Genomic DNA, 20,013 nt, shown 5'->3' with positions numbered 1-20,013 from the left:
TCAGCTCTCCACCAATCGACCCTCGGTGACGACATCGATGCCGTCGATGGACACGGTGCAGGCGCGCATGCCGATGTCGAGGTGTGCGTAGGAGTCCCGGCCGAGGACAGGGTGCGGGCCGGTGGACCACAGGAAGCTGCCGGCGAACGCGCGGGCGTCCATGCCCATGATGTCGTCCTTGCCGTACATCGCCGCCGCGAACCAGTCGCCGGTCTTCATCAGTCCCCAGCCCATGTGGGACAGGTAGCGCGCCCACTTGTCGTTGGAGTCGGCGAAGAACATGTTCAGCAGCGCCGCCTCGCCGCCGCCGGTGACCTCGTCGATGTGACCGTTGGTGACCGTCAGCGTCGTCTCGTCTCGGACGTACTCCTTGAACGGCAACAAGATGTCGCCCTCGGACAGCACGATCTTTCCGTTGGAGATCTCCGGCCAGCACAACACCATCGTCGACGGCCAATGATCCCAGCGGCCCTTGTCGTCGGCGAAACCCACCTGGAACTCGGGCTGCGAATTGCTCAGTTGCACGGTGAGATCGGTGCCGGCCTCGTTGGTGATGCGCATGGTCGAACCGTTGCGAATCAGATCGACGCCGGCCTGTACTCGCTCCTTGTCGCCGTCCTGGGGCATGTTGCGGATCAACACGTCCGGGGCGTCGCAGACGAAGATGATGCGCGTTCCGGCGGCCAGGATCTCCTGCTGGATGGGCGCGTGGATGAAGCCTTCACTGGTGAGGTCGACCACGAGGTCCGCGCCCTTGAGCATGTCCTGAGCCACCGAACTGTTCATGACCGACACCAGGCCTGGGCCTGCCCCGGTGTGAGTGCTCGGCATCGGCGCCGGACTACCGCCGGGGACCGTTGCCGCGAGCACCTGGGCACCCAGGCTCTGGGCCGCACCGAAGGCAGCCGAGATGTAATCACCGCGGCTCGACGGTTCCGCGAGAATCACCACCTGCTCTCCGGGCTGAACTTTGCACAGCTCGAGCTGACGGGTGAATGCGCGCAACAGATCAGCTGATCGCAGATCGAACATCTCGGTTCCTCTCGTGATCGTTCTCGGTCGTACGTGTCTCGGTGATACCGCCCAGTCGGGCAAGGTCTTTCAGATAGGGCACTTCGTCGCGTGCGTCGAGCAACTCGCGTCGAGTCACTGTGGCCGATACCGATCCGACGCCCTCGTCCATCTCGACGATGGTGCGCCCCTGCGGTCCGACGATGACGCTGTGACCCGCGAACCGTGGGCCGTCGCCGGTCTGTCCGGTGAGTCCGGCGGCCGCGACGACGACGCCGTTCTCGAGTGCACGGGACCGGGTCAGCAGCTTCCACACGTGCAGGCGAACGTGCCCGAATGCGGACGGCACGGCGATCACATCGGCTCCTCGCTGGACCAGATCGCGGACCGTCTCGGGAAAGCCTGCCTCGTAGCAGATCACGACGCCGATGGTGCCGAACGGAGTGCTGACCAGCAGTCCGCTCTCTGCTCCGGGAGTGAACACCGATTTCTCTCGGTCCCAGAGAAAACGCTTGTGTCCCAATGCCAGCAGGCCGTCCGGACCCACGACGAGCGAGCTGTCGAAGACGACTCCTGCGGAGTCGCGAAACACGATTGCCGTCACCAGAACCGTATCGGTATCGGCAGCGAGATCGGAGAGCGCGATCGATGTACGACCGGGTACCGACTCGGCCATCGAATCGAGGTCGTCGAGATCGTAACCGCTGGCGAACAATTCGGGTAGGACGATCAGCTTGGACCCGGCCGCGGCGAGCGTACGCACTTCTGCTGCCACTGCATCGATGTTCTGCTGCCAGGCACCGGTCCGCGAACCGGTCTGCACCACAGCGATATCGAACGTGTCGACCACCGGCTCGGTGTCGACGCCGCGCAGGCGGGCCGACGTGGTCATTGCGCCACCCGGTTCATGTCGGTGGTGTAGAACGGGCCGGCCAACCTGCCGAGGAATCGGTGTTGGAGTGTGTCGACATGCAGGTCGCTGGTGAGCAACCCGGGCCTGCTGGTCACCGTCGTCACGGTCCCGAGCACCAGAGTGTCCGAGCCGAGCGCAATTTCTTGCAACGTTCGGCATTCGAGCGAGACCAGGGATTCGAGGACCGACGGAGCCGAGACCGTCACCGACGGCACCGCGGTCATCTGCGAGAGCTCGAACTCGTCGATCTCCGCATCGACGGTGGCGAAACTCGCGGTCACCGCATCCACGGTGTCGGCGGACGGGATGTTGACGACGAATTCGCCGGTGTCGCGAATGTTGACCAACGTGTCCTTGAGCTCTCCGGGGGACCCGATGCGCTCGCCGATGGAGATCATCAGCGTCGCCGGATTGCGCGAGGCGACGTTGAAGAAGCTGAACGGTGCCAGGTTGCGAACGCCGTCGCCGGAGACGGTCGAGATCCATGCGATCGGACGAGGCTGCACCGCGCAGGACAGCAGCTTGTACACATCCCCCGAAGACATCGAATCGATGTCGTGGCGGGTGCGATCCGTGAGCTCCAGAGAGTCGCCTAACTGGGAAGTCATCGAAACGAGCCTTCTTTCGCTTGCTGTGCAATCGGTCGTGCAACCGATTGCGTTGCCCTGACGATAGAGGGGTTTCGAGCTCGATGTCGAGCTTTGGGCGACAAATCCGGAACCAATTAATGGCACCGTTACACGGGCCCCGGCCGCGTAACCTCCGCCTTACTCGCCGCGCAGACCGGCCCGCGCCGAATCGGTTGCACTGTCGGGTCCACGCGGGGGCCCGTACCCCTCCGATGTCCCGTCGACGATGCGCACCTCGTCCTCCCACGGCAGTCGATAGGTTCCGTCGGCCAGGTCGCGAACGTAGGTGTACGGGCAGTCCTGCGCGCCACCGGCCAGGGCAGTGAACCCGCGATGCCCCAGTTGGTAGATGTTGTTCTCGACTCCCCATTCTCGACGTGCCGCATCGGCCCTGGTCGGCTCGATCGATACCGTCACCACTCGATCGGGTGTCGAATCGCCGCGCTCGACGATGGTTCCTTCGTAGTCGCACACCATCGCCTCGCCCATCGACGGGATGCCGTTGCCGTCCTCCCCCGCCAGACACACCGATGCCGTGTACGCCAAGTTGTGAAAGGCATTGGCCTCGTTGGTGATACGCCAGGACTGCCGCAGCGGAAACTTGTACCCGGCCGTACGCAGCAGCACGTTGGCACCGCGGTAGCTCGCCTCCCTGGCGACTTCGGGGAACATCCCGTCATGACAGATCAACAACGACAGAACCGAACCCTTGGGCCCCGGGCAGACCGGCAGACCCATATCGCCTGGCTCCCAGGGCTCCTTGGGCGTCCAGGGATGCAGTTTGCGGACGTACAGCGCGATGTCACCTCGGTCGTCGACGATGATTCCGGAGTTGAACGGCGCCCCGCCCGGGTTACGTTCCATGATGCTGAAGCACCCCCAGACCTTCGACTCACGGCACGCGGCGCGCAGTCGCTCCACCTGCGGACCGTCCATATCGCACATCACCTCGTCGGATGCCCACGAGGACTTACGTAAGCCGTGCAGCGAATACTCCGGGAACACCACCAGATCCAGGGCCGAGAATCCAGCCTTCGCCTCACGCAACTGCCTGCACACGCGATCGGTCGTCGCATCCACGTCGGCCATGCTGGTGATCAGCGGAACCTGCTGTTGAACCAGGCCGAGCGTGAGCGACGTCGGCGATGGATTGAGACCACCCAAACCTGTCATCGAATGTCCGTTCCTCGAGAGCAACTTGTTGCGCAAACGATTGCGCACGGTGCTAGCTTAGGGGTCATCAGGGGTCGGGGCAGCGCCGACGGAGGACCGAGGGGAACCGCCAGTGGACAGCACTACGTCGGGAAGCGTCACGCTCAAAACGGTCGCAGCTGCTGCGGGAGTGCATGTCTCGACCGTTTCCCGAGCTCTACGACGCGTCGCGCTCGACCCGGCCGGTGCCAGCGCGGGAGACCTGCGATTGTTCGAGCTGGCCCGCGAGATGGAGTACGTCCCCAACCCCAACGCGGCGAGCTTGACCACCAAGAAGTCCACCGCGTTCGGAGTACTGGTCCCGCGGTTGACCGACGTGGTGCTCTCGGCGATGTACGACGCCATCGAGGAAACAGCGAACCGTGCCGGGTACGAGACCTTCGTCGCCAACACCCACGACGATCCGATTCAGCAGCGTCGACGCATCGATCTGCTGCTCGGCCGCAACGTCGACGGCCTGATCTTCGGTGATGCTCGCCTCGACAGCGAGAACCTCGAGGACCTTCACCGCCGAGGGATCAAGTTCGTACTCATCAGCCGTAGATACCCGGGGATGACCTCGGTGACGTGCGACGATCATCGGGGCGGCTACCTTGCCGGCGAGCACTTGGCCAGGCTCGGCCACACCCGAGTGGGGATCGTGTCCGGCCCGGCGTGGGCCAGCACCGGAATCGACCGATTGGACGGCTGCCGAGCTGCCCTCCGCGATGCAGGCATCGACGTTCCGGACGAGTACGTACGGGAAGAGGGCTTCGATCCCGAGGCCGGACGACGCGGGGCCACAGCACTTCTGGCGTTACCGACACCTCCGACCGCGATCTTCGCGACCAACGACTTCAGCGCCATCGGAGTCCTCGGCGTCCTGCGCGAAGCGCAGTTACAGCCGGGACGCGACATTGCCGTCGTCGGGTACAACGACATCTCGATCTGCAGCGAACTGACGGTGCCCTTGACGACAATTCACAGTCCGCACCGCGAAATCGGCACACGCGCAGCCGAAATGCTGTTGGCCGTCACCCACGGGCTGCCGGTGTCCTCGGTGGCACTCACACCGACGCTGGTCGTCCGCGACTCCACGGTTCCGGGGCGAACTGCACCGGCACAGTTCTCGCCGGTCGGCGGGTAACCGCAGTCATCGGTGGGCGTAGTGCGACGTGACGGAGATCGCCACGGCGTTCTACCAGCACTTTCCTCGTGACGGCCCTCATGGACGTGCACGTCCATGTTTGGCAGACCCTCGGTGCAGGGAAGGCGTCGACAAGACGCAGCCGAGGCACATCGGTGCGTCACCGAAATTTTGAGGAGACAGTGAAATGCCCACCACAGTGGCCGATCAACTCGTTCGAGGACTCGTCGACGCCGGCGTACAACGCATCTACGGCATCGTCGGCGACAGTCTCAATCCTGTGGTCGACGCGGTGCGCCGCACCGGCGGATCGGCCAAGGGCGGCATCGACTGGATCCACGTCCGACACGAGGAAGCCGCGGCCTTCGCCGCATCGGCCGACGCGCAGACCACCGGTACGTTGGCCGTCTGCGCCGGCTCCTGCGGGCCCGGGAACCTGCATCTGATCAACGGCCTGTACGACGCACACCGTTCCGGCGCACCGGTTCTGGCGATCGCGTCGCACATCCCCAGCAGCGAGATCGGCTCGGGCTACTTCCAGGAGACGCACCCCGACCGCCTTTTCGGTGAGTGCTCGCTCTACAACGAATTCGTGTCCACCGCCGCGCAGGCTCCCCGGGTGTTCCGCGCAGCGATCAATGCGTCCATCACCGGCGGTGGAGTGTCTGTGTTGACGCTCCCCGGCGACATCGCCGAGCTGTCGGCGGCCGGCACGATGGATCCGATCGCCATTGCGTCCACACCGATCGTCACACCGCCTGCGTCGGACATCCAGAAGCTGGCCGACGCCATCAACAACGCCGAGAAGGTTGCTATCTTCGCCGGCTACGGAGTCAAGGGCGCCCACGACGAGGTGGTCGCGTTCGCCGACACGATCGGCGCTCCCGTCGGACATTCGTTGCGCGGCAAGGAGTTCATCCAGTACGACAACCCGTACGACGTCGGTATGACAGGTCTGCTGGGCTACGGCGCGGCCCATGCAGGAATCCACGACGCGGATCTGCTCATCCTGCTCGGCACCGACTTTCCTTATCAGCAGTTCCTTCCCGAGGACGTCACGACCGCGCAGATCGACATCGATCCCACGAAGCTGGGGCGTCGAACCTCGGTGCAGTACCCGATCCACGGTGATGTTCTCGCGACGTTGAATGCGTTGCAGCCATTGGTCACTCGCAAGACCGATCGCCGCTACGTGGAGAAGTGGGTGGACAAGCACAACGACCTGATGGGGAAGACCGTCGGCGCGTACACCCACAACGCCGAGAAGCTGGTCCCCATCCATCCCGAATACGCCGCGTCGGTTCTCGACGACCTCGCCGCCGACGATGCGGTGTTCACCACGGACACCGGCATGTGCAACGTGTGGACCGCGCGCTACATCAACCCCACCGGCAGAAGGGCATTCGTCGCGTCGATGCTGCACGGTTCCATGGCCAATGCCCTGCCGCACGCCATCGGAGCGCAGTTCGCCAATCCGGGCCGCCAGGTCGTGTCGATCTCCGGCGACGGCGGGTTCTCGATGCTGCTCTCCGAACTCCTCACAGTCGCGATGTACAAGCTGCCCGTCAAGATCGTGTTGTTCGACAATTCCACGCTCGGCATGGTCAAGGCCGAGATGCTCGTCGACGGTCTGCCCGACTTCGGCGTCGACGTGCCGCAGGTCGATTACACCGGCATCGCTGCCGCCGCGGGTATTCACGCACAACGCGTCGAGCAGCCCGAGGACATTCGCGGCGCACTCGAAACCGCGTTCGCTGTCGACGGTCCGGCACTGGTTCAGCTGATCACCGACCCGCTGGCACTGTCCGTTCCCCCGACCATCACCGGGGAGCAGATCAAGGGATTCGCGCTCGCAATGAGCAAGGTCGTGCTCAACGGCGGCGTCGGCGAGGCAATGCGGATGGCCAAGTCGAATCTGCGTAACGTGCCACGGCCGTAGATCGAATCGGCGCCCGAGACATCGGCGCGATGGGTGGCCCTTCGAGGTCTCACCCGTCGCGCCGATTTTTCTGTCGGTGGTTCGATCGGCTCGACCTCGACAGCGCAGCGCGCTCCATCACAGTAAAGAAAGTCTATGCCGGGGGTCACACATGAGTTACTCTGTGTGCACAGTCAGCAACGCTGTTGCATACAGCGCAACAGAAGCTCCGCCATCCACCAGATACACCTCACCCCCGGAGGACCCCGTGCCCACATTCACGTTCCGCTCCCGCACCGTCAGGGTCGCCGTCGGCAGCAGTGCCGCGGCAGTACTACTCATCGGCGGAGTCGCCGGCTGTGCCGACCGCTCATCGGGAGGTGGCGACGGCGAAACGTATCCGAGCGGCAACATCACCCTGCTGACGCCGACGTCCGCAGGTGGCGCAACAGACCTCACCGCACGCACGCTGGGCAAGCAGATGGAAGCCGACCTGGGCGTCAGTGTCATCGTCGAAAATCGGCCTGGCGGAGCGGGTTCCATCGGCATGCAGTATCTCGCCGACCAGGACGCCGACGGTTACACGATCGGCGTTCTTCCAGTCGAGGTGAGCTTGCTCGGCCATCAGGGTTATTCCATCGACCCGGCGGCCTACGACTTTCTCGGCCAGGTCAATTCCCAACCCGGCACCATCGCAGTGCCCGCGAGCAGCCCCTATCAGACCCTCGATGATCTGATAGCCGCAGCCGGCGCAGACCCCGGTTCCATCACCGTGTCCAATGCCGGACCTGGGTCCATCTGGGAGGCAGGGGCTGTCGAGCTCGGCCGCGTAGCCGGTGTCGAGTTCACCGGAGTCCCGTTCGACGGTGGCGCACCCGCGGTGACCGCTGCAATCGGATCTCAGGTGGATGCAGTGGTCGCAGGCATCGGCGAAACTGCACCGGCGCATTCCGACGGACGCCTGCGTGTACTCGCCGTGTTCACCGAGGACCAGGCACCCGCACTTCCCGGGGTCCCCACCGCCACCGAACTCGGGCTCGATGTGGTGATCGGCAGCTGGGCCGTCATCGCGGCGCCGACCGGCCTGCCCGAGGATGTTGCCACGAAGCTGGAGCAGTCCATCGAGACGGCCTCGGCCACAGACGAATACATCGATCTGATCGAATCCGGCGGCAATCTGCCGCTCTACCGTCCGGCCGGCGAGACCACCTCGTTCGTGGGATCCGAATCCGATCGCTTCGCGGAGTTGGCGGCCCAGGAATGACCACCCGAGACCTACCCACCGTCGATCAGATGGTGGAAGACGCAGGTGCGGATACCCCGCGCTCCCCCAACCGGCGATCGTACGAGGTGGCTGTCGCCGTCTCGGTCATCGCCCTGGGCGTACTCGTCTACGTCATGACCAGCCGCATCGACGTCGCCCGCGAAGGGCAACAGTTCGGACCGCGCTGGTGGCCCACAGCCCTTGCCGTCGCGATGATCGTCATCGGACTCGGTTTGGCGCTGCAGTCCCTTCTCAGCCGTATCACTTCGGACGAACCGCCCATCACTGCATCCGGCGGGTTCGTGCTGGCAGCGACGCTCGCGACCATCGTCGTCTACGGATTTGCCTGGCAGTACCTGGACTTCCGGCTCGTCACCGTCTTCTTACTGGCAGCCATCACAGCGATCTCGGGCGGTCGCGGCGTCAAAGCTCTCGCCGTGTTCCCGATCGTCACCACCGCAATTCTGTGGCTGATCTTCGGCTTGTTGTTGCAGGTTCCACTGTGAGCGCGGTCGCGGAAGGCCTGGGCGCACTACTCGATCCGAGCATTGGTCTGTGCCTGCTGGTCGGTGTCCTCCTCGGCACCCTCGTCGGTGCAGTTCCCGGTATCACCGCCGCTATGGCCGTCGCTCTCGCCGCCGGCTTCACCCTCACACTCGAACCGCTGCAGGGCCTTTCGGTTCTACTGTCCATCTACGTCGCGGCGCAGTTCGGCGACCGCGTCCCGGCGATCCTGATCAACACCCCCGGCACCCCGGCCTCCATCGCGACGACGTTCGACGGATTTCCGATGGCCAAACAAGGCCGCGCCGGAGTTGCTCTGACCAGCTCGGCGTTGGTTTCGGCCGTCGGCTCGGTCGTGGGCATCTGTATTCTGATCTTCGCCGCACAACCCATCGCCAGTATCGCGCTGGAGTTCGGCCCGGCGGAGATGTTCGCACTCGTCGTCTTCGGAATGACGATGATGATCGGTGTATCCGGCGGACGCGTAGTCAAAGGATTGTTCGCCGGTGTACTCGGACTCCTGTTCGGGGCCATCGGCCGTGACCCGATCACTGGCGACGGACGTTTCACGTTCGGGATGAACGAACTGAGCTCCGGCATTCCGTTCATCGCCGCGATCGTCGGACTGTTCGGCATCGCAGAGGTGTTCAACCAGATGATCACTCGGCACCCCAACATGATCCCGACGCCCATCACACAACTCGGCAAGTGGTGGCCGGACAAGGCCGAGCGACGTGAATTGATCAAACCGGCCATGATCGGCTCCGGCGTCGGCGCAGTAGTCGGTGTGGTTCCCGCAGCAGGCGGCGACATCGCCGGAATCGTCTCCTGGGACCAAGCGCGGCGTGCATCGAAGACACCGGAGAAGTTCGGCAAGGGCTCAATCGAGGGACTCGCCGCGGCGGATACCGCAAGTACCGCGACCATGGGCGGATCGGTGACAACCACTCTGGCACTCGGTGTTCCGGGAGATGCCGTCATGGCGGTCATGATCGGATCGATGGTGATCTGGGGCCTGCAACCCGGCCCGGCGCTGTTCGTCAACTCACCCGATCTCGTCTACAGCCTCGCTGCGATCATGCTGCTCGCCACCTTCGCCGCCCTCGCATTGGCACTGGTCCGCATGCGCGGTGTCATCAAGCTGCTGGATCTCCCCCAGCAGTACCTGTGGGCCGTGATCATCACGTTCTGCATGGTCGGTACCTATGCCGTACAGAACAGTGCATTCGACGTCGGACTCATGCTCGTGTTCGGCCTCCTCGGTCTGGTGTTGCGACGCAACGGTTTTCCGGCAGGGCCGCTGGTACTCGGGCTCATTCTGGGTCCTCTGGCCGAAAGCAACATTCGCCGTGCATTCCTGATCGACGGCGCCGCCAGCATCTACACGAGCGCGATCGCGGTCGGTCTGCTGGTGCTCAGTGTGCTTGCCGTCGTCGGCCCCCACATTCGGACCGTCTTGACGAAGACCCGCCGCCGCGAGGCCATGGAGGACATCGATGCCTGAGGTCATCTGCATCGGTGAGACCATGACACTGGTCGCACCCGTCGACGCGACACCTCTTGCGTCCGCAGACCTGTTCACGCTGCACATGGGCGGTGCGGAATCGACTGTCGCCCTGTATCTCGCCGAACTGGGCCACGACGTCGCCTGGGCCAGCCGCGTCGGCAACGACCCGCTCGGCCGCCGTATTGTCGACGACATCGCCGCGCACGGCGTCGACACCTCCCTCGTGCGTTTCGCGGACGAAGCTCCCACCGGGGTGTACTTCAAGGACCCGAAAGGCACAGCGACAACGGTCCATTACTACCGGCGAGGGTCTGCGGCCTCACACATGTCTCCCGCAACCCTGGACGGCCTACCGCTGCGAGAGGCACCTCTGGTGCACGTCTCCGGCATCAACGCCGGGCTGTCCGATTCGTGTCTGGAGATGATGCGCGCATTGTTCGACCTGTGTGTCGGCTCGACTACACGCATCTCCTTCGACGTCAACTACCGTCCGGGAGTCTGGAGCACAGCGGAGGCCGGTCCGATCCTGCTCGAACTCGCACGACGCGCCGACGTGGTGTTCGTCGGCCGAGACGAGTCGGCCGAGCTGTGGGGCACCACCGACGCAAGATCCATCGGCACATTGATGGATGCCGGGCCGCATCGAGTGGAGACACTCGTGGTCAAGGACAGCGACGTCGGTGCCACCGAGATCACATCGGCGGGTGCGACATTCGTGCCGGCACACCGAGTGGACGTTGTCGAAGTGGTGGGAGCGGGGGATGCGTTCGCGGCGGGGTACCTGTCCGGCCTGCTGACTGGCAAGGAGGCTCGCGAACGATTGTCTCTGGGACACGACCTTGCCGCACGAGCGTTGTCCAGTACCAACGACTACGTTCCAGCTATCACCGGGGTCCGCACTCATGGGTGAACCCGTACGAACAGGAGTCAGCAGATGTCGCAGAGCGTGGAACGTGCAGTCGAGATACTCGAATACGTCGCCGTGCGGCCGCGCACGCAGAGCGAGGTCGCAGCTCACCTCGACGTACACCGATCGACAGCCCTGCGAGTACTGCAGACGCTCACCGACTACGGACTCACTCGCAGACGAGAGGACGGCAAGTACAGCGTCGGATACCGGCTCGCCGGGCTGGCGAATGCCGCCCGCGAACAGTTCGACTTCGCCAACGTAGCGCGCCCCTACCTCGTCGGGCTCGGCGAGCAGTGCTCGCACACAATCCATCTCGCCGCGTTGGAGGCGAATCGGATCATCTACATGGACAAGATCGAACAGCCCGGCATGATCAAATTGTTCTCGCAGATCGGCGCATCGGTATGTCTGCACACAGCAGGCGTCAGTAAAGCAATCCTGGCGTTCCAGGATGCCGAGACGGTCGATTCAGTAATGGCTGCAGCAGAATTCGAGAAATACACGTCCACCACGATCACCTCGCGGGCGCAATTCGACGACGAACTCGCGGTCGTCGCAGAGCGAGGCTGGTCCGTGGACGACGCCGAATACGAGGACTACGTCAACTGCGTCGCAATGCCGGTACGCGACGCCGCGAACCGCGTCGTCGCAGCAGTCTCGGTCACAGCCCTCAAGGGCCGTGCCGATCTCACCGCACTCGGTCTTCTGCTGCCCGATCTGAAGGCAGTGACCTACAACATATCCAAGGAGCTCGGATGGAGACCACAGAATACGGGGTAGCTCAGGCGAACTCCTGGTTCGACGAAGCGTTCACGAACACTCCCGTCATGGCAATCCTGCGGGGTTTCTCACCCGAACGAACCGTCGAACTCGCTCGTCGGGGCTGGGATGCCGGAATCACCTGCATCGAAGTACCGATCCAGTCTGCGGTTGCACTCGACGCACTCGCCGCAGTGGCGGACGCCGCGCGTGAACGTGGGCTCGTGGTCGGGGCAGGCACCGTAGTCAGCTCCGAACATGTGGCTCGAGCACACAATTGCGGAGCATCGTTCACTGTGGCACCCGGATTCGATCCCGCGGTTGCCGATGCCAGCATCGCCGCAGGAATGCCGCACCTGCCGGGTGTGGCAACCGGTACCGATGTACAGCACGCCGCCGCCTTCGGCCTGAGCTGGGTGAAGGCCTTCCCTGCCTCCATACTCGGCGCCGATTGGTTCACTGCGATGCGAGGACCGTTTCCGCAGGTGAAGTTCGTTGCCACCGGAGGCATGAATGCACGGAACGCCCCTGCCTACCTCGCAGCCGGAGCCAGCGTGATCGCCGTTGGGTCCGCCCTCGAAGACGAGGTCCAAATCGACCTTCTCTCCAACCTTCTCGCAGTTCGATAGGAGATCCACCATGCCCTCGCTACTCAACGACGCCTACACCCCGTCGTCCTCTCGTTACGAATCCATGCACTACCGCGCCGTGGGAGCCTCCGGACTGGTGTTGCCTGCGGTCTCACTCGGCATGTGGCACAACTTCGGCGACGACACGCCTCTGCAACGTCAGCGAGAGATCATCAGAGCCGCTTTCGATCTCGGGATCACTCACTTCGACCTCGCCAATGGCTACGGTCCGCCGCTGGGGTCAGCGGAGAAGAATGTCGGGCGCATCTTGCACGAGGATTTCTCGAATCTCAGGGATGAGATCGTGGTGTCCACCAAGGCCGGGTACGACTTCTTTCCGGGTCCGTACGGCCGCGGGGGCGGAGCCAAGTATCTCCTCGGCAGCCTCGACCATTCGTTGCGCAGCCTCCGGCTCGACTACGTGGACATCTTCTACAGTCATCGTTTCGACCCGAATACTCCGCTGGAGGAAACAGCACGCGCACTCGACGCCGCTGTGCGCTCGGGTAGGGCTCGCTACGTCGGTATTTCGTCGTATTCGGCAGCGCGAACCGTCGAGATGGCCGCGTTGTTGCGTGATCTCGGAACCCCACTGGCCATCCACCAACCGTCGTATTCACTCCTGAACCGCTGGGTCGAGGACGGTGAGCCGTCGTTGCTCGACGTACTCGACGCTCAGGGAATCGGCTGTATTGCCTTCTCCGCGCTGGCACAGGGGCTGCTGACGACCAAGTACCTCGACGGTATTCCCGACGGATCACGCGCCACGCAAGGCAAGACGATGCGCGAGGGAATGCTATCGCAGGAAAACCTGGACAACGTGACTGCGCTGAACAAGATCGCCGAAAGGCGCGGTCAGCCGCTCGCCCAGATGGCGCTGGCGTGGGTACTTCGTCGTTCGCAGATCTCGTCTGTACTGATCGGTGCGTCACGCCCAGACCAACTCGCCGACAGCGTTCTTGCACTGCAGAGTCCGGAGTTCTCCGACAGTGACCTCGCCGAGATCGACGAGTACGCAGTCGACGGAGGCCTCAATATCTGGCTGGCATCGAGCACCGCGTGAACACCGCCGACGCCGTGCTGCCGGACGAACTACAGGTGCACTTCTCCTCCTTCGATTACGACGACGCCTGGACCCTGGGCTGCCAGTTGCGCAGTGCTGCAGTCGAACGCGGGCTCCCGATCGTCATCGGGGTGGTGCACGGCCAACAGCGCGCATTTCACACCGCGCTCCCCGGGTCATATCCGGAGAACGATCATTGGCTCAACCGCAAGATCGCCACCGCGCAGCGCTATGGCCGCAGTTCATTGGACGTGCTCGAACTCTTCACTTCGACCGGCCGCGATTTCGACACGGACTCGCGACTTCCCCACAACGAATTCGCAGCTGCGGGCGGGGTTCTTCCCATCGTTGTCCGGAGGGTGGGCATAGTCGGATTCGTCGGTGTGTCCGGCCTACCTCATCGTGACGACCACACGTTCGTAGACGAACAAGTGGAGTTGTTCCGCCGGTCGCAAATCTCCGATCCGAGGTAGCGGCCGGGGCACGGGTGGTCGGTTTGTTAGGGTCACTAGGCATTTCGGGCACACCGCGATCGAAAGGCACGACCATGGCCATCGACTACACCCGCAAGCCCTCGACCGGGCAGAACCCAGCGCAGCAACCCGGAGCTCCTGTCAGCCTGAGCAAAGTGACGCTGTCCAAGGCGTCACCGACGATCAGCCTCACCAAGTCCGGCGAGAAGCAGGGTTCGATGCGGGTCAACCTGAACTGGTCGACCGGCGCACCCGCGGCACAGCCGAAGAAGAAGGGCTTCCTGGCCAAGCTGGCCGCTGCGTCGTACGGCTCCGGCGGTGTCGATCTCGACCTCGGCTGCCTCTACGAACTGCGCGACGGTTCCAAAGGCGTCGTCCAGGCACTCGGAAACAGCTTCGGTTCACTGCAGGATGCCCCGTTCATCGCGCTCGACGGTGACGATCGCTCCGGTTCGGTCAGCGGCGGCGAGAACATGCACATCAACCTTGCCCATCCCGAGAAGTTCGCTCGAATCCTGATCTTCGCGATGATCTACGACGGCGCACCGAACTGGGCCGCAGTGGACGGAGTGGTGACGCTCTACCCCACCAGCGGACCGCAGGTAGAGGTACGCCTCGACTCTGCCGAGAACTCCGCGCGAATCTGCTCGATCGCGTTGTTGGAGAACACCTCTGCGGGCATCACCGTCACCCGCGAGGTCGAGTACATCCAGGGGAGCCAGGCCGATCTCGACAAGAAGTACGGCTGGGGACTGCGCTGGGCGGCGGGCCGCAAGTAGTCAGAGAGGTTGCGGCGGAATCATTTCCAGCCGGACGCCGATCAATCGAACCTCTCTCGTGTGGTCGAGGCGATCGACGAGCGCTACCGCAGCAGAGGTCAGAATCTCCGGATCGAAGGTCGGCGCGCCGACGATCGGTGCGCTGACGGTATGCGTCTCGAACGGCGCGTAGCGAATCTTCAGTGCAGCTCGAACTGCCGGCCGGTTCTCGGCCTCGATGTCGGCCAACACCTTCGACGTCAAACCGGCCACCTCGTCTCGGATGACCGCCCAGTCGGCGACGTTGGTCTGGAACGTGATCTCACGGCTGTGCGACCGTGCAACCCACGGCTCGGACGTCACCGGTGCGAGGTCGATGCCTCGTCCTTTCGTACCGAGCCACGGACCGATCTTCGGCCCGAACGCGGCGGCGAGGTCCGCGTCCTCGGCATCGGCAAGTTCTCGGACTGTCGAGATGCCGAGGGCGGCCAGCCTCTTCGAGATCTTCTTGCCGATCCCCCACAACGCATCGGTACCGCGATCGCCCATCACCTCGAACCAATTGTCCTGTGTGAGCCGGTAGACGCCCTGCGGCTTGTCGAAGTCGGTGGCGATCTTGGCTCGTAACTTGTTGTCTCCGATGCCCACCGAGCAATGCAGCCCCGTCGCGTCGAAGACAGCGTCGTGCACTGTCTTCGCTACCCCCTCGGGGTCATCGGTCTCGACACCGAGAAAAGCCTCGTCCCAACCGATCACCTCGACGACGAATCCCAACGTCCGCAGGGTGTCCATCACCATCGCCGACGCCTCGTCGTACGCCGGCTTGTCCACGGGGAGGAAGACGGCGTCGGGAATCTTCTTCGCGGCGACGCGCAGTGGCATTCCGGATCCGACGCCCTTCGCACGCGCCTCGTAGGAGGCGGTCGAGACCACCCCACGCTCGGTGGGATCTCCCCTGCCGCCGACCACCACTGCCTTGCCCGCCAGATCCGGATTGCGGAGCACTTCCACGGCAGCGATGAACTGATCGAGGTCGACGTGCAGTACCCATCGGTGCCGCGCTGAGTCGGTCGGTGTACTCCCGGTCATAGTGCTCAGTCTGCCTGTGGTGTCTCATGACGCCATGACGAAATCGATATCTCGCACCATCGGACGGGTAGTACTGGGAGCGTTCCTCGTCTTCGCCGGCCTCAGTCATCTCTTCTGGGCGCGCGAGACGTTCGCAGCGCAGGTTCCCGAGTGGGTGCCGCTGAGCACCGACTTCGTCGTACTGGCATCGGGCGTCGTGGAAATCGTGCTCGGCCTGGCGTTGCTGTTCTGGACGGCTCGGGCACCGCTCGTCGGTTGGGTCGTCGCGGCGTTCTTCGTCGCGGTCTTCCCCGGCAACATCTCGCAGTTCGTCACCCACACCGATGCATTCGGCCTGGACTCCGATACAGCACGAGGAATCCGATTGCTGTTCCAGCCATTACTGATCGTCTGGGCGCTGTGGTGCACCGGTGCCTGGGCCCAGTTCCGCGCGTCCCGACGGGGGCGATCGGGCCGTCAGTAGGTGGACTGCTGACCTGCCGGCACGACGCCGTGGTGCAACTGCGCCACGTCAGGGTGCGCTCGCGTTCGGGACTTCCACGCGTTTTCGCCGTACGTGCGATAGATGGGGTTGTCGGGATCATTCTCGACGCCCCGTGACTGCAGCGCCAACTCCGGTGGCAGTTCGATGACAGGTACGACGGCATCGAGGGCGGGGCTCAGGAAGTGAGGCACGGAGACTCGATCGGTGCCGGGCCCGGGCGCGACCACCCGATGCCGCGTCGCGCGAAGATAGCCACCGGTCGCCACTTCCAACAGCTCGCCGATGTTGACGATGAACGCCCCGTCCAGCGGCGGCACATCGATCCAGGTGTCGGGTGTCGTCTCCACCTGCAGCCCGGTCGAGTCCGGCTCGACGAGCAGCAGCGTCAACACCCCGGAGTCCTTGTGCGCACCGACGCCCTGCGAATGATCTGGAGTGCCCGGGTAACGCACGACCTTCATCAGTGTCGCGGGCGCGGTGGCGAAAGCGTCGTCGAACACGTTCTCGGGCGCCCCCAGGGAATGTGCCCAATGCCGAAGCAGCCGGAGTCCGAGACCCGACACCGTCCGTTCCCACCGCTCGAACGTCTCTCTGAATCCTGCGGGCTGCGAAGGCCAGAGATTGGGGCCCTGAAGATTCCAGTAGCCCTCCGCACCCTCGATCGCCGGACGTTCGGGCCCGATGTCGATCTGCTCCCGCCAATCCACCCGACCGTTGGTCAGCTCGCCACCCACCCGCGAGTAACCGCGGAAGTGCGGGCTCTTCAGCTGACTGATCTCGTCCTTGACATGGTCCGGCACGGCGAAGAACTCACGCGCTAGGCGAAGCACATCGTGCATACGAGCGTTCTCGATCCCGTGTCCGACGAGATAGAAGAAGCCGGACCCGTGAGCCGCTTCACGCAGCGACAGCTCGAACGAGCGGGGGTCGTCGTCGGCCAGACCGAGATCCAGAACGGGAAGCATGCTCGCAATTGTCCTCCCCACCTGACGCGTCGGCCAGCACTGTTGAGGTTCGGTGAATATCGGCGCGTGGATGCCAGACTGGACGCCATGAGCCCTGAAGCACTCGACATCACCGTCGTCGGTCACGGCGCAGCGACCTACCCACCCGAGCAGTGCACACTCTCGCTCACCGTTCGCACCGACGGCCGCACGGCGGAGTCCGCGTCCGAACCCGCTCAGCAACTCGTCCGGGAGCTCACCAGACTGGTCGAGCCGCTCTACAACAGCGACGGCGGACCGATCGATCGTTGGTCGGTGGACCAGGTGCGCCACTCGCGCCACCGCCCGTTCAACAACGACGGAGAACAACTCCCTTACGTCTACCAAGCCGAAGCGTCGGTGGAGGTGCAGTTCAGCCAACTCGATCTGGTGGACGCGTTCGTCTACGCAGCCTCTGCACTGGAGGGAGTGTCGATCGACCACTTCGACTGGGACCTCACCGAATCCAGCAGAACCGCTCGTACTCTCGCGGTCCGAGAACTCGCTGTGCGCGACGCTGTCTCCAAGGCCGAGGCCTATGCATCGAGCCTGGGCCGTACGGGCGTGCACGCCGTCGCGATAGCCGACCCTGGTCTGCTTCCTGGGACCACCGAACATGGTGGAGCCGAGCCCTCCGCTCGCATGTTCGCCGCGCAGTCGACCCCTGCCGGATTCGCACTGAAACCCGAGAACATCACGATCTCCGCGAGCGTGCACGCCCGGTTCACGGCCTCCTGACGCGTTGCGCCTAGGCTCGAATCATGAATCGAGACGATGCCCGACGCCTCTGGCCGCGGCCGCCGCTGCTGCCTCGTCCGATCCTGATGGATCAGCGCTGGGAACGGCTCGTCTTCCTGCATTGGCGGGTTCCGAGCTCGGCCGTCGCCCCGCTGTTGCCTCGCGGGTGCACGCCCGACGAATTCGACGGCTCGTCGTGGGTCGGGCTGATCGGCTTCCACATGGTCGGTGCCGGCCTCGGTTACCGTCACCCCGTTCCGTACTTCGGCACGTTCGGTGAGATCAACGTGCGCCTGTACTCGATCGACGCGGAAGGTCGACGCGGCGTCGTGTTCCGATCTCTGGAGGCATCCAGACTCGCAGTTGTTCTGGGTACCAACGCCGCTCGCATTCCCTATCGCTGGTCGTCGATCGACATAGACGACGACACGACGACAATCGGCTATCGAAGTCGGAGACTCGCTCCCCCGCATCGCGGTGCCACAACGGACTTCGGAATCGTCCGAGGAACTCGCGATATGTCCGAGGACGCACTCGCGGTCTTCCTCACCGCGCGATGGGGCTTGCACACATCGTTGGCCGGGCGATTGCTCTACGTACCGAACGTGCACCGACACTGGCAGCTGGTCGATGCTCAACTCACCCACTGCTCCGACGAGCTCGTCGCTGCGGCAGGCCTACCCGATGTCAGTACCCGGCCACCCGACTCGGTGCTGTACTCCCCCGGTGTCGAAACTCAGTTCGGCAAGCCCTACACCGTGCGCGGCCGGTAGAAGATCACGTGACCCGAGGATAGTTCGACGACCCAATCTCCCTCTGTGACAGCACCGTCCGAGTGGGAGCTCGACGTCACACTCTCCCGCAGTACGAGATACCCGGCGTCGAGGGCGAGGTCGAACAACAGCTTCGTGCCGTCCGAGAATTCGACGGCAGGATCGTCGCCGGTCGAGAGCCGGACCACAGTGGCACCGATGGAGGGAAGCCTTTCGACGGTCGGGGGCTCTGCCTTCTGATGTTCGGGTGCGGGCCACGATTCGACGGCCCCTCCCGGTCCACACAACACGGTCGAACCGTCCACCGCGGTGTACTCCCAGGATTCGACTTCGTCTCGCGGGGCGGCCACCACCCTTTGCCGGCCCTCGAACGTCAGGCGGAGGACACCGGATTCGTCGTAGTCTGCGTCTTCGCAGACGAGACCGTGCAGTGTTGCGAAGGCTCGTAGACCCTCGAACTGATTGTCTTCATCGACAGTGAGGCCATCGATCACTACCTCACTGAAAGCAATGCTGGCACCGTTGTCGAACTCGATGCTCAGATCGAAATCGAGCAGAACTCTGCTGACACGGCGCTGTTCGACGGGGAGTTTCATCGACATCGACTGTGCCACAGAATCTGTTCGACACCCACAAAGCCTCGCCGGGGAGAGGGTGTTCGACCTGGCTCGTCGCGAATGCGCGCGCGTTCGTCGGGTGCGCGGGAAATGGTGAGTGGTCGGGGTGCGATTCTGCGCGCGGATGGCAAACGCGCGCGTATGTGTCGGAGGGGGGTGGGGGCTGGGCGGCTGGGGTGCCGGGCAGCACGGGGTCCGCTATTGCAGGCATGGCAGTTGCTCCCGCCTCGGCATCGTCCGCAAATGCGCGCGCGTTCGTCGGGTGCGCGGGGAATGGTCACTGTTCGGGGCGCGATTGTGCGCGCAGATGGCGAATGCGCGCGCCTTTGCACTCCTACGAGCGGCCGCAGTCCGCGGTCGCGTCTTCTGTCCGCCACCCCGAGGTCAGGCCCGGGCTGTATGCGAATGCGCGCGCGTTCGTCAGGTGCGCGGGAAATGGTGACCGGTCGGGTTGCGATTGTGCGCGCGGATGGCGGACGCGCGCGCGTTCGTCAGGTGCGTGGGTGTGTGGTGGTGTGGGTGGTTTCGAAATGCAGAATGGCCCTCGACCGTGGTCGGGGGCCATTCTGGGATGTTGTGTTCGGCGGTGTCCTACTCTCCCACACCCTGTCGAGTGCAGTACCATCGGCGCTGGAGGGCTTAGCTTCCGGGTT

21 protein-coding genes are annotated in these 20,013 nt (G+C 64.0%); 14 read left to right on the top strand and 7 right to left on the bottom strand.

The features are described 5' to 3' along the window. The 4 genes from R4P47_RS18260 to R4P47_RS18245 all read right to left on the bottom strand — a co-directional run bounded on the left by R4P47_RS18260 (window position 1) and on the right by R4P47_RS18245 (window position 3,726). Window positions 1–1,032 carry a hypothetical protein gene (locus R4P47_RS18260; protein ID WP_283347516.1) on the bottom strand — a complete coding sequence of 344 codons (1,032 nt, stop codon included), beginning with the start codon at window positions 1,030–1,032 and terminating at the stop codon, window positions 1–3. Continuing rightward, on the bottom strand, window positions 1,010–1,903 hold the full coding sequence (locus R4P47_RS18255; RefSeq protein WP_283347515.1) for a carbon-nitrogen hydrolase family protein: 894 nt from the start codon (window positions 1,901–1,903) through the stop codon (window positions 1,010–1,012). Before R4P47_RS18255 ends, R4P47_RS18260 begins: the two co-directional genes overlap by 23 nt. Beyond that, on the bottom strand, window positions 1,900–2,532 hold the full coding sequence (locus R4P47_RS18250) for a flavin reductase family protein (RefSeq protein ID WP_317785359.1): 633 nt from the start codon (window positions 2,530–2,532) through the stop codon (window positions 1,900–1,902). The genes R4P47_RS18255 and R4P47_RS18250 overlap by 4 nt, the downstream gene beginning before the upstream one ends. A 159-nt stretch (window positions 2,533–2,691) precedes the next feature. Beyond that, complete coding sequence (locus R4P47_RS18245; protein ID WP_317785358.1) at window positions 2,692–3,726, bottom strand: formamidase; 1,035 nt, start codon at window positions 3,724–3,726, stop codon at window positions 2,692–2,694. A 112-nt stretch (window positions 3,727–3,838) separates the two neighbouring features. On the opposite strand from R4P47_RS18245, the gene R4P47_RS18240 reads away from it, so the two are divergent. The 11 genes from R4P47_RS18240 (at window position 3,839) to R4P47_RS18190 (ending at window position 14,697) form a co-directional block, all read left to right on the top strand. Beyond that, on the top strand, window positions 3,839–4,891 hold the full coding sequence (locus tag R4P47_RS18240) for a LacI family DNA-binding transcriptional regulator (protein WP_317785357.1): 1,053 nt from the start codon (window positions 3,839–3,841) through the stop codon (window positions 4,889–4,891). Window positions 4,892–5,078: 187 nt separating this feature from the next. Then, window positions 5,079–6,830 (top strand): pyruvate dehydrogenase, encoded by a 1,752-nt coding sequence (locus R4P47_RS18235; RefSeq protein WP_317785356.1) that lies wholly within the window; start codon window positions 5,079–5,081, stop codon window positions 6,828–6,830. 247 nt (window positions 6,831–7,077) lie between these two features. Then, on the top strand, window positions 7,078–8,073 hold the full coding sequence (locus tag R4P47_RS18230; protein WP_255183385.1) for a tripartite tricarboxylate transporter substrate binding protein: 996 nt from the start codon (window positions 7,078–7,080) through the stop codon (window positions 8,071–8,073). Further along, a complete protein-coding gene (locus R4P47_RS18225; RefSeq protein WP_317785355.1) occupies window positions 8,070–8,579 on the top strand; it encodes a tripartite tricarboxylate transporter TctB family protein in 510 nt (169 codons plus the stop codon). The genes R4P47_RS18230 and R4P47_RS18225 overlap by 4 nt, the downstream gene beginning before the upstream one ends. Further along, the gene (locus R4P47_RS18220; RefSeq protein WP_317785354.1) at window positions 8,576–10,081 is read left to right on the top strand and encodes a tripartite tricarboxylate transporter permease; all 1,506 of its coding nucleotides are present in this window, start codon (window positions 8,576–8,578) and stop codon (window positions 10,079–10,081) included. Before R4P47_RS18225 ends, R4P47_RS18220 begins: the two co-directional genes overlap by 4 nt. Continuing rightward, window positions 10,074–10,994: a sugar kinase gene (locus tag R4P47_RS18215; RefSeq protein WP_094639845.1), complete on the top strand. Its 921-nt coding sequence runs from the start codon at window positions 10,074–10,076 to the stop codon at window positions 10,992–10,994. The genes R4P47_RS18220 and R4P47_RS18215 overlap by 8 nt, the downstream gene beginning before the upstream one ends. A 24-nt stretch (window positions 10,995–11,018) precedes the next feature. After that, window positions 11,019–11,774 carry an IclR family transcriptional regulator gene (locus R4P47_RS18210; protein WP_317785353.1) on the top strand — a complete coding sequence of 252 codons (756 nt, stop codon included), beginning with the start codon at window positions 11,019–11,021 and terminating at the stop codon, window positions 11,772–11,774. Beyond that, window positions 11,750–12,382 (top strand): bifunctional 4-hydroxy-2-oxoglutarate aldolase/2-dehydro-3-deoxy-phosphogluconate aldolase, encoded by a 633-nt coding sequence (locus R4P47_RS18205; RefSeq protein ID WP_283347507.1) that lies wholly within the window; start codon window positions 11,750–11,752, stop codon window positions 12,380–12,382. The genes R4P47_RS18210 and R4P47_RS18205 overlap by 25 nt, the downstream gene beginning before the upstream one ends. A 10-nt stretch (window positions 12,383–12,392) precedes the next feature. Continuing rightward, window positions 12,393–13,445: an L-glyceraldehyde 3-phosphate reductase gene (gene mgrA / locus R4P47_RS18200; protein WP_317785352.1), complete on the top strand. Its 1,053-nt coding sequence runs from the start codon at window positions 12,393–12,395 to the stop codon at window positions 13,443–13,445. Continuing rightward, window positions 13,442–13,918 carry a heme-degrading domain-containing protein gene (locus R4P47_RS18195; RefSeq protein ID WP_317785351.1) on the top strand — a complete coding sequence of 159 codons (477 nt, stop codon included), beginning with the start codon at window positions 13,442–13,444 and terminating at the stop codon, window positions 13,916–13,918. Before mgrA ends, R4P47_RS18195 begins: the two co-directional genes overlap by 4 nt. Window positions 13,919–13,992: 74 nt before the next feature. Next, window positions 13,993–14,697, top strand: a complete 705-nt coding sequence (locus R4P47_RS18190) for a tellurium resistance protein (protein ID WP_094615559.1) — start codon at window positions 13,993–13,995, stop codon at window positions 14,695–14,697. On the opposite strand, the gene R4P47_RS18185 is transcribed toward R4P47_RS18190, so the two are convergent. Continuing rightward, window positions 14,698–15,765 carry a DNA polymerase IV gene (locus R4P47_RS18185; RefSeq protein WP_317785350.1) on the bottom strand — a complete coding sequence of 356 codons (1,068 nt, stop codon included), beginning with the start codon at window positions 15,763–15,765 and terminating at the stop codon, window positions 14,698–14,700. It lies immediately after the preceding gene. 34 nt (window positions 15,766–15,799) lie between these two features. On the opposite strand from R4P47_RS18185, the gene R4P47_RS18180 reads away from it, so the two are divergent. After that, window positions 15,800–16,228 (top strand): DoxX family membrane protein, encoded by a 429-nt coding sequence (locus R4P47_RS18180; protein ID WP_300522456.1) that lies wholly within the window; start codon window positions 15,800–15,802, stop codon window positions 16,226–16,228. Here R4P47_RS18180 and R4P47_RS18175 read toward each other — a convergent pair. After that, the gene (locus R4P47_RS18175; RefSeq protein ID WP_300522453.1) at window positions 16,222–17,214 is read right to left on the bottom strand and encodes an isopenicillin N synthase family dioxygenase; all 993 of its coding nucleotides are present in this window, start codon (window positions 17,212–17,214) and stop codon (window positions 16,222–16,224) included. The two genes, R4P47_RS18180 and R4P47_RS18175, sit on opposite strands and share 7 nt — an antisense overlap. A gap of 87 nt (window positions 17,215–17,301) precedes the next feature. Between R4P47_RS18175 and R4P47_RS18170 the strand changes: the two genes are divergently transcribed. Both R4P47_RS18170 and R4P47_RS18165 read left to right on the top strand, forming a co-directional pair. Beyond that, window positions 17,302–17,970 carry an SIMPL domain-containing protein gene (locus tag R4P47_RS18170; protein ID WP_317785349.1) on the top strand — a complete coding sequence of 223 codons (669 nt, stop codon included), beginning with the start codon at window positions 17,302–17,304 and terminating at the stop codon, window positions 17,968–17,970. Between the two features lie 23 nt (window positions 17,971–17,993). Beyond that, complete coding sequence (locus R4P47_RS18165) at window positions 17,994–18,743, top strand: YqjF family protein (protein WP_262498609.1); 750 nt, start codon at window positions 17,994–17,996, stop codon at window positions 18,741–18,743. Here R4P47_RS18165 and R4P47_RS18160 read toward each other — a convergent pair. After that, window positions 18,722–19,339, bottom strand: a complete 618-nt coding sequence (locus R4P47_RS18160) for a DUF6188 family protein (RefSeq protein ID WP_317785348.1) — start codon at window positions 19,337–19,339, stop codon at window positions 18,722–18,724. The two genes, R4P47_RS18165 and R4P47_RS18160, sit on opposite strands and share 22 nt — an antisense overlap. Window positions 19,340–20,013: the final 674 nt, after the last annotated feature.

Source organism: Rhodococcus sp. IEGM 1370 (assembly GCF_033142325.1).
Classification (GTDB): domain Bacteria; phylum Actinomycetota; class Actinomycetes; order Mycobacteriales; family Mycobacteriaceae; genus Rhodococcoides.
This window is presented reverse-complemented; position numbering and strand designations above follow the sequence as displayed.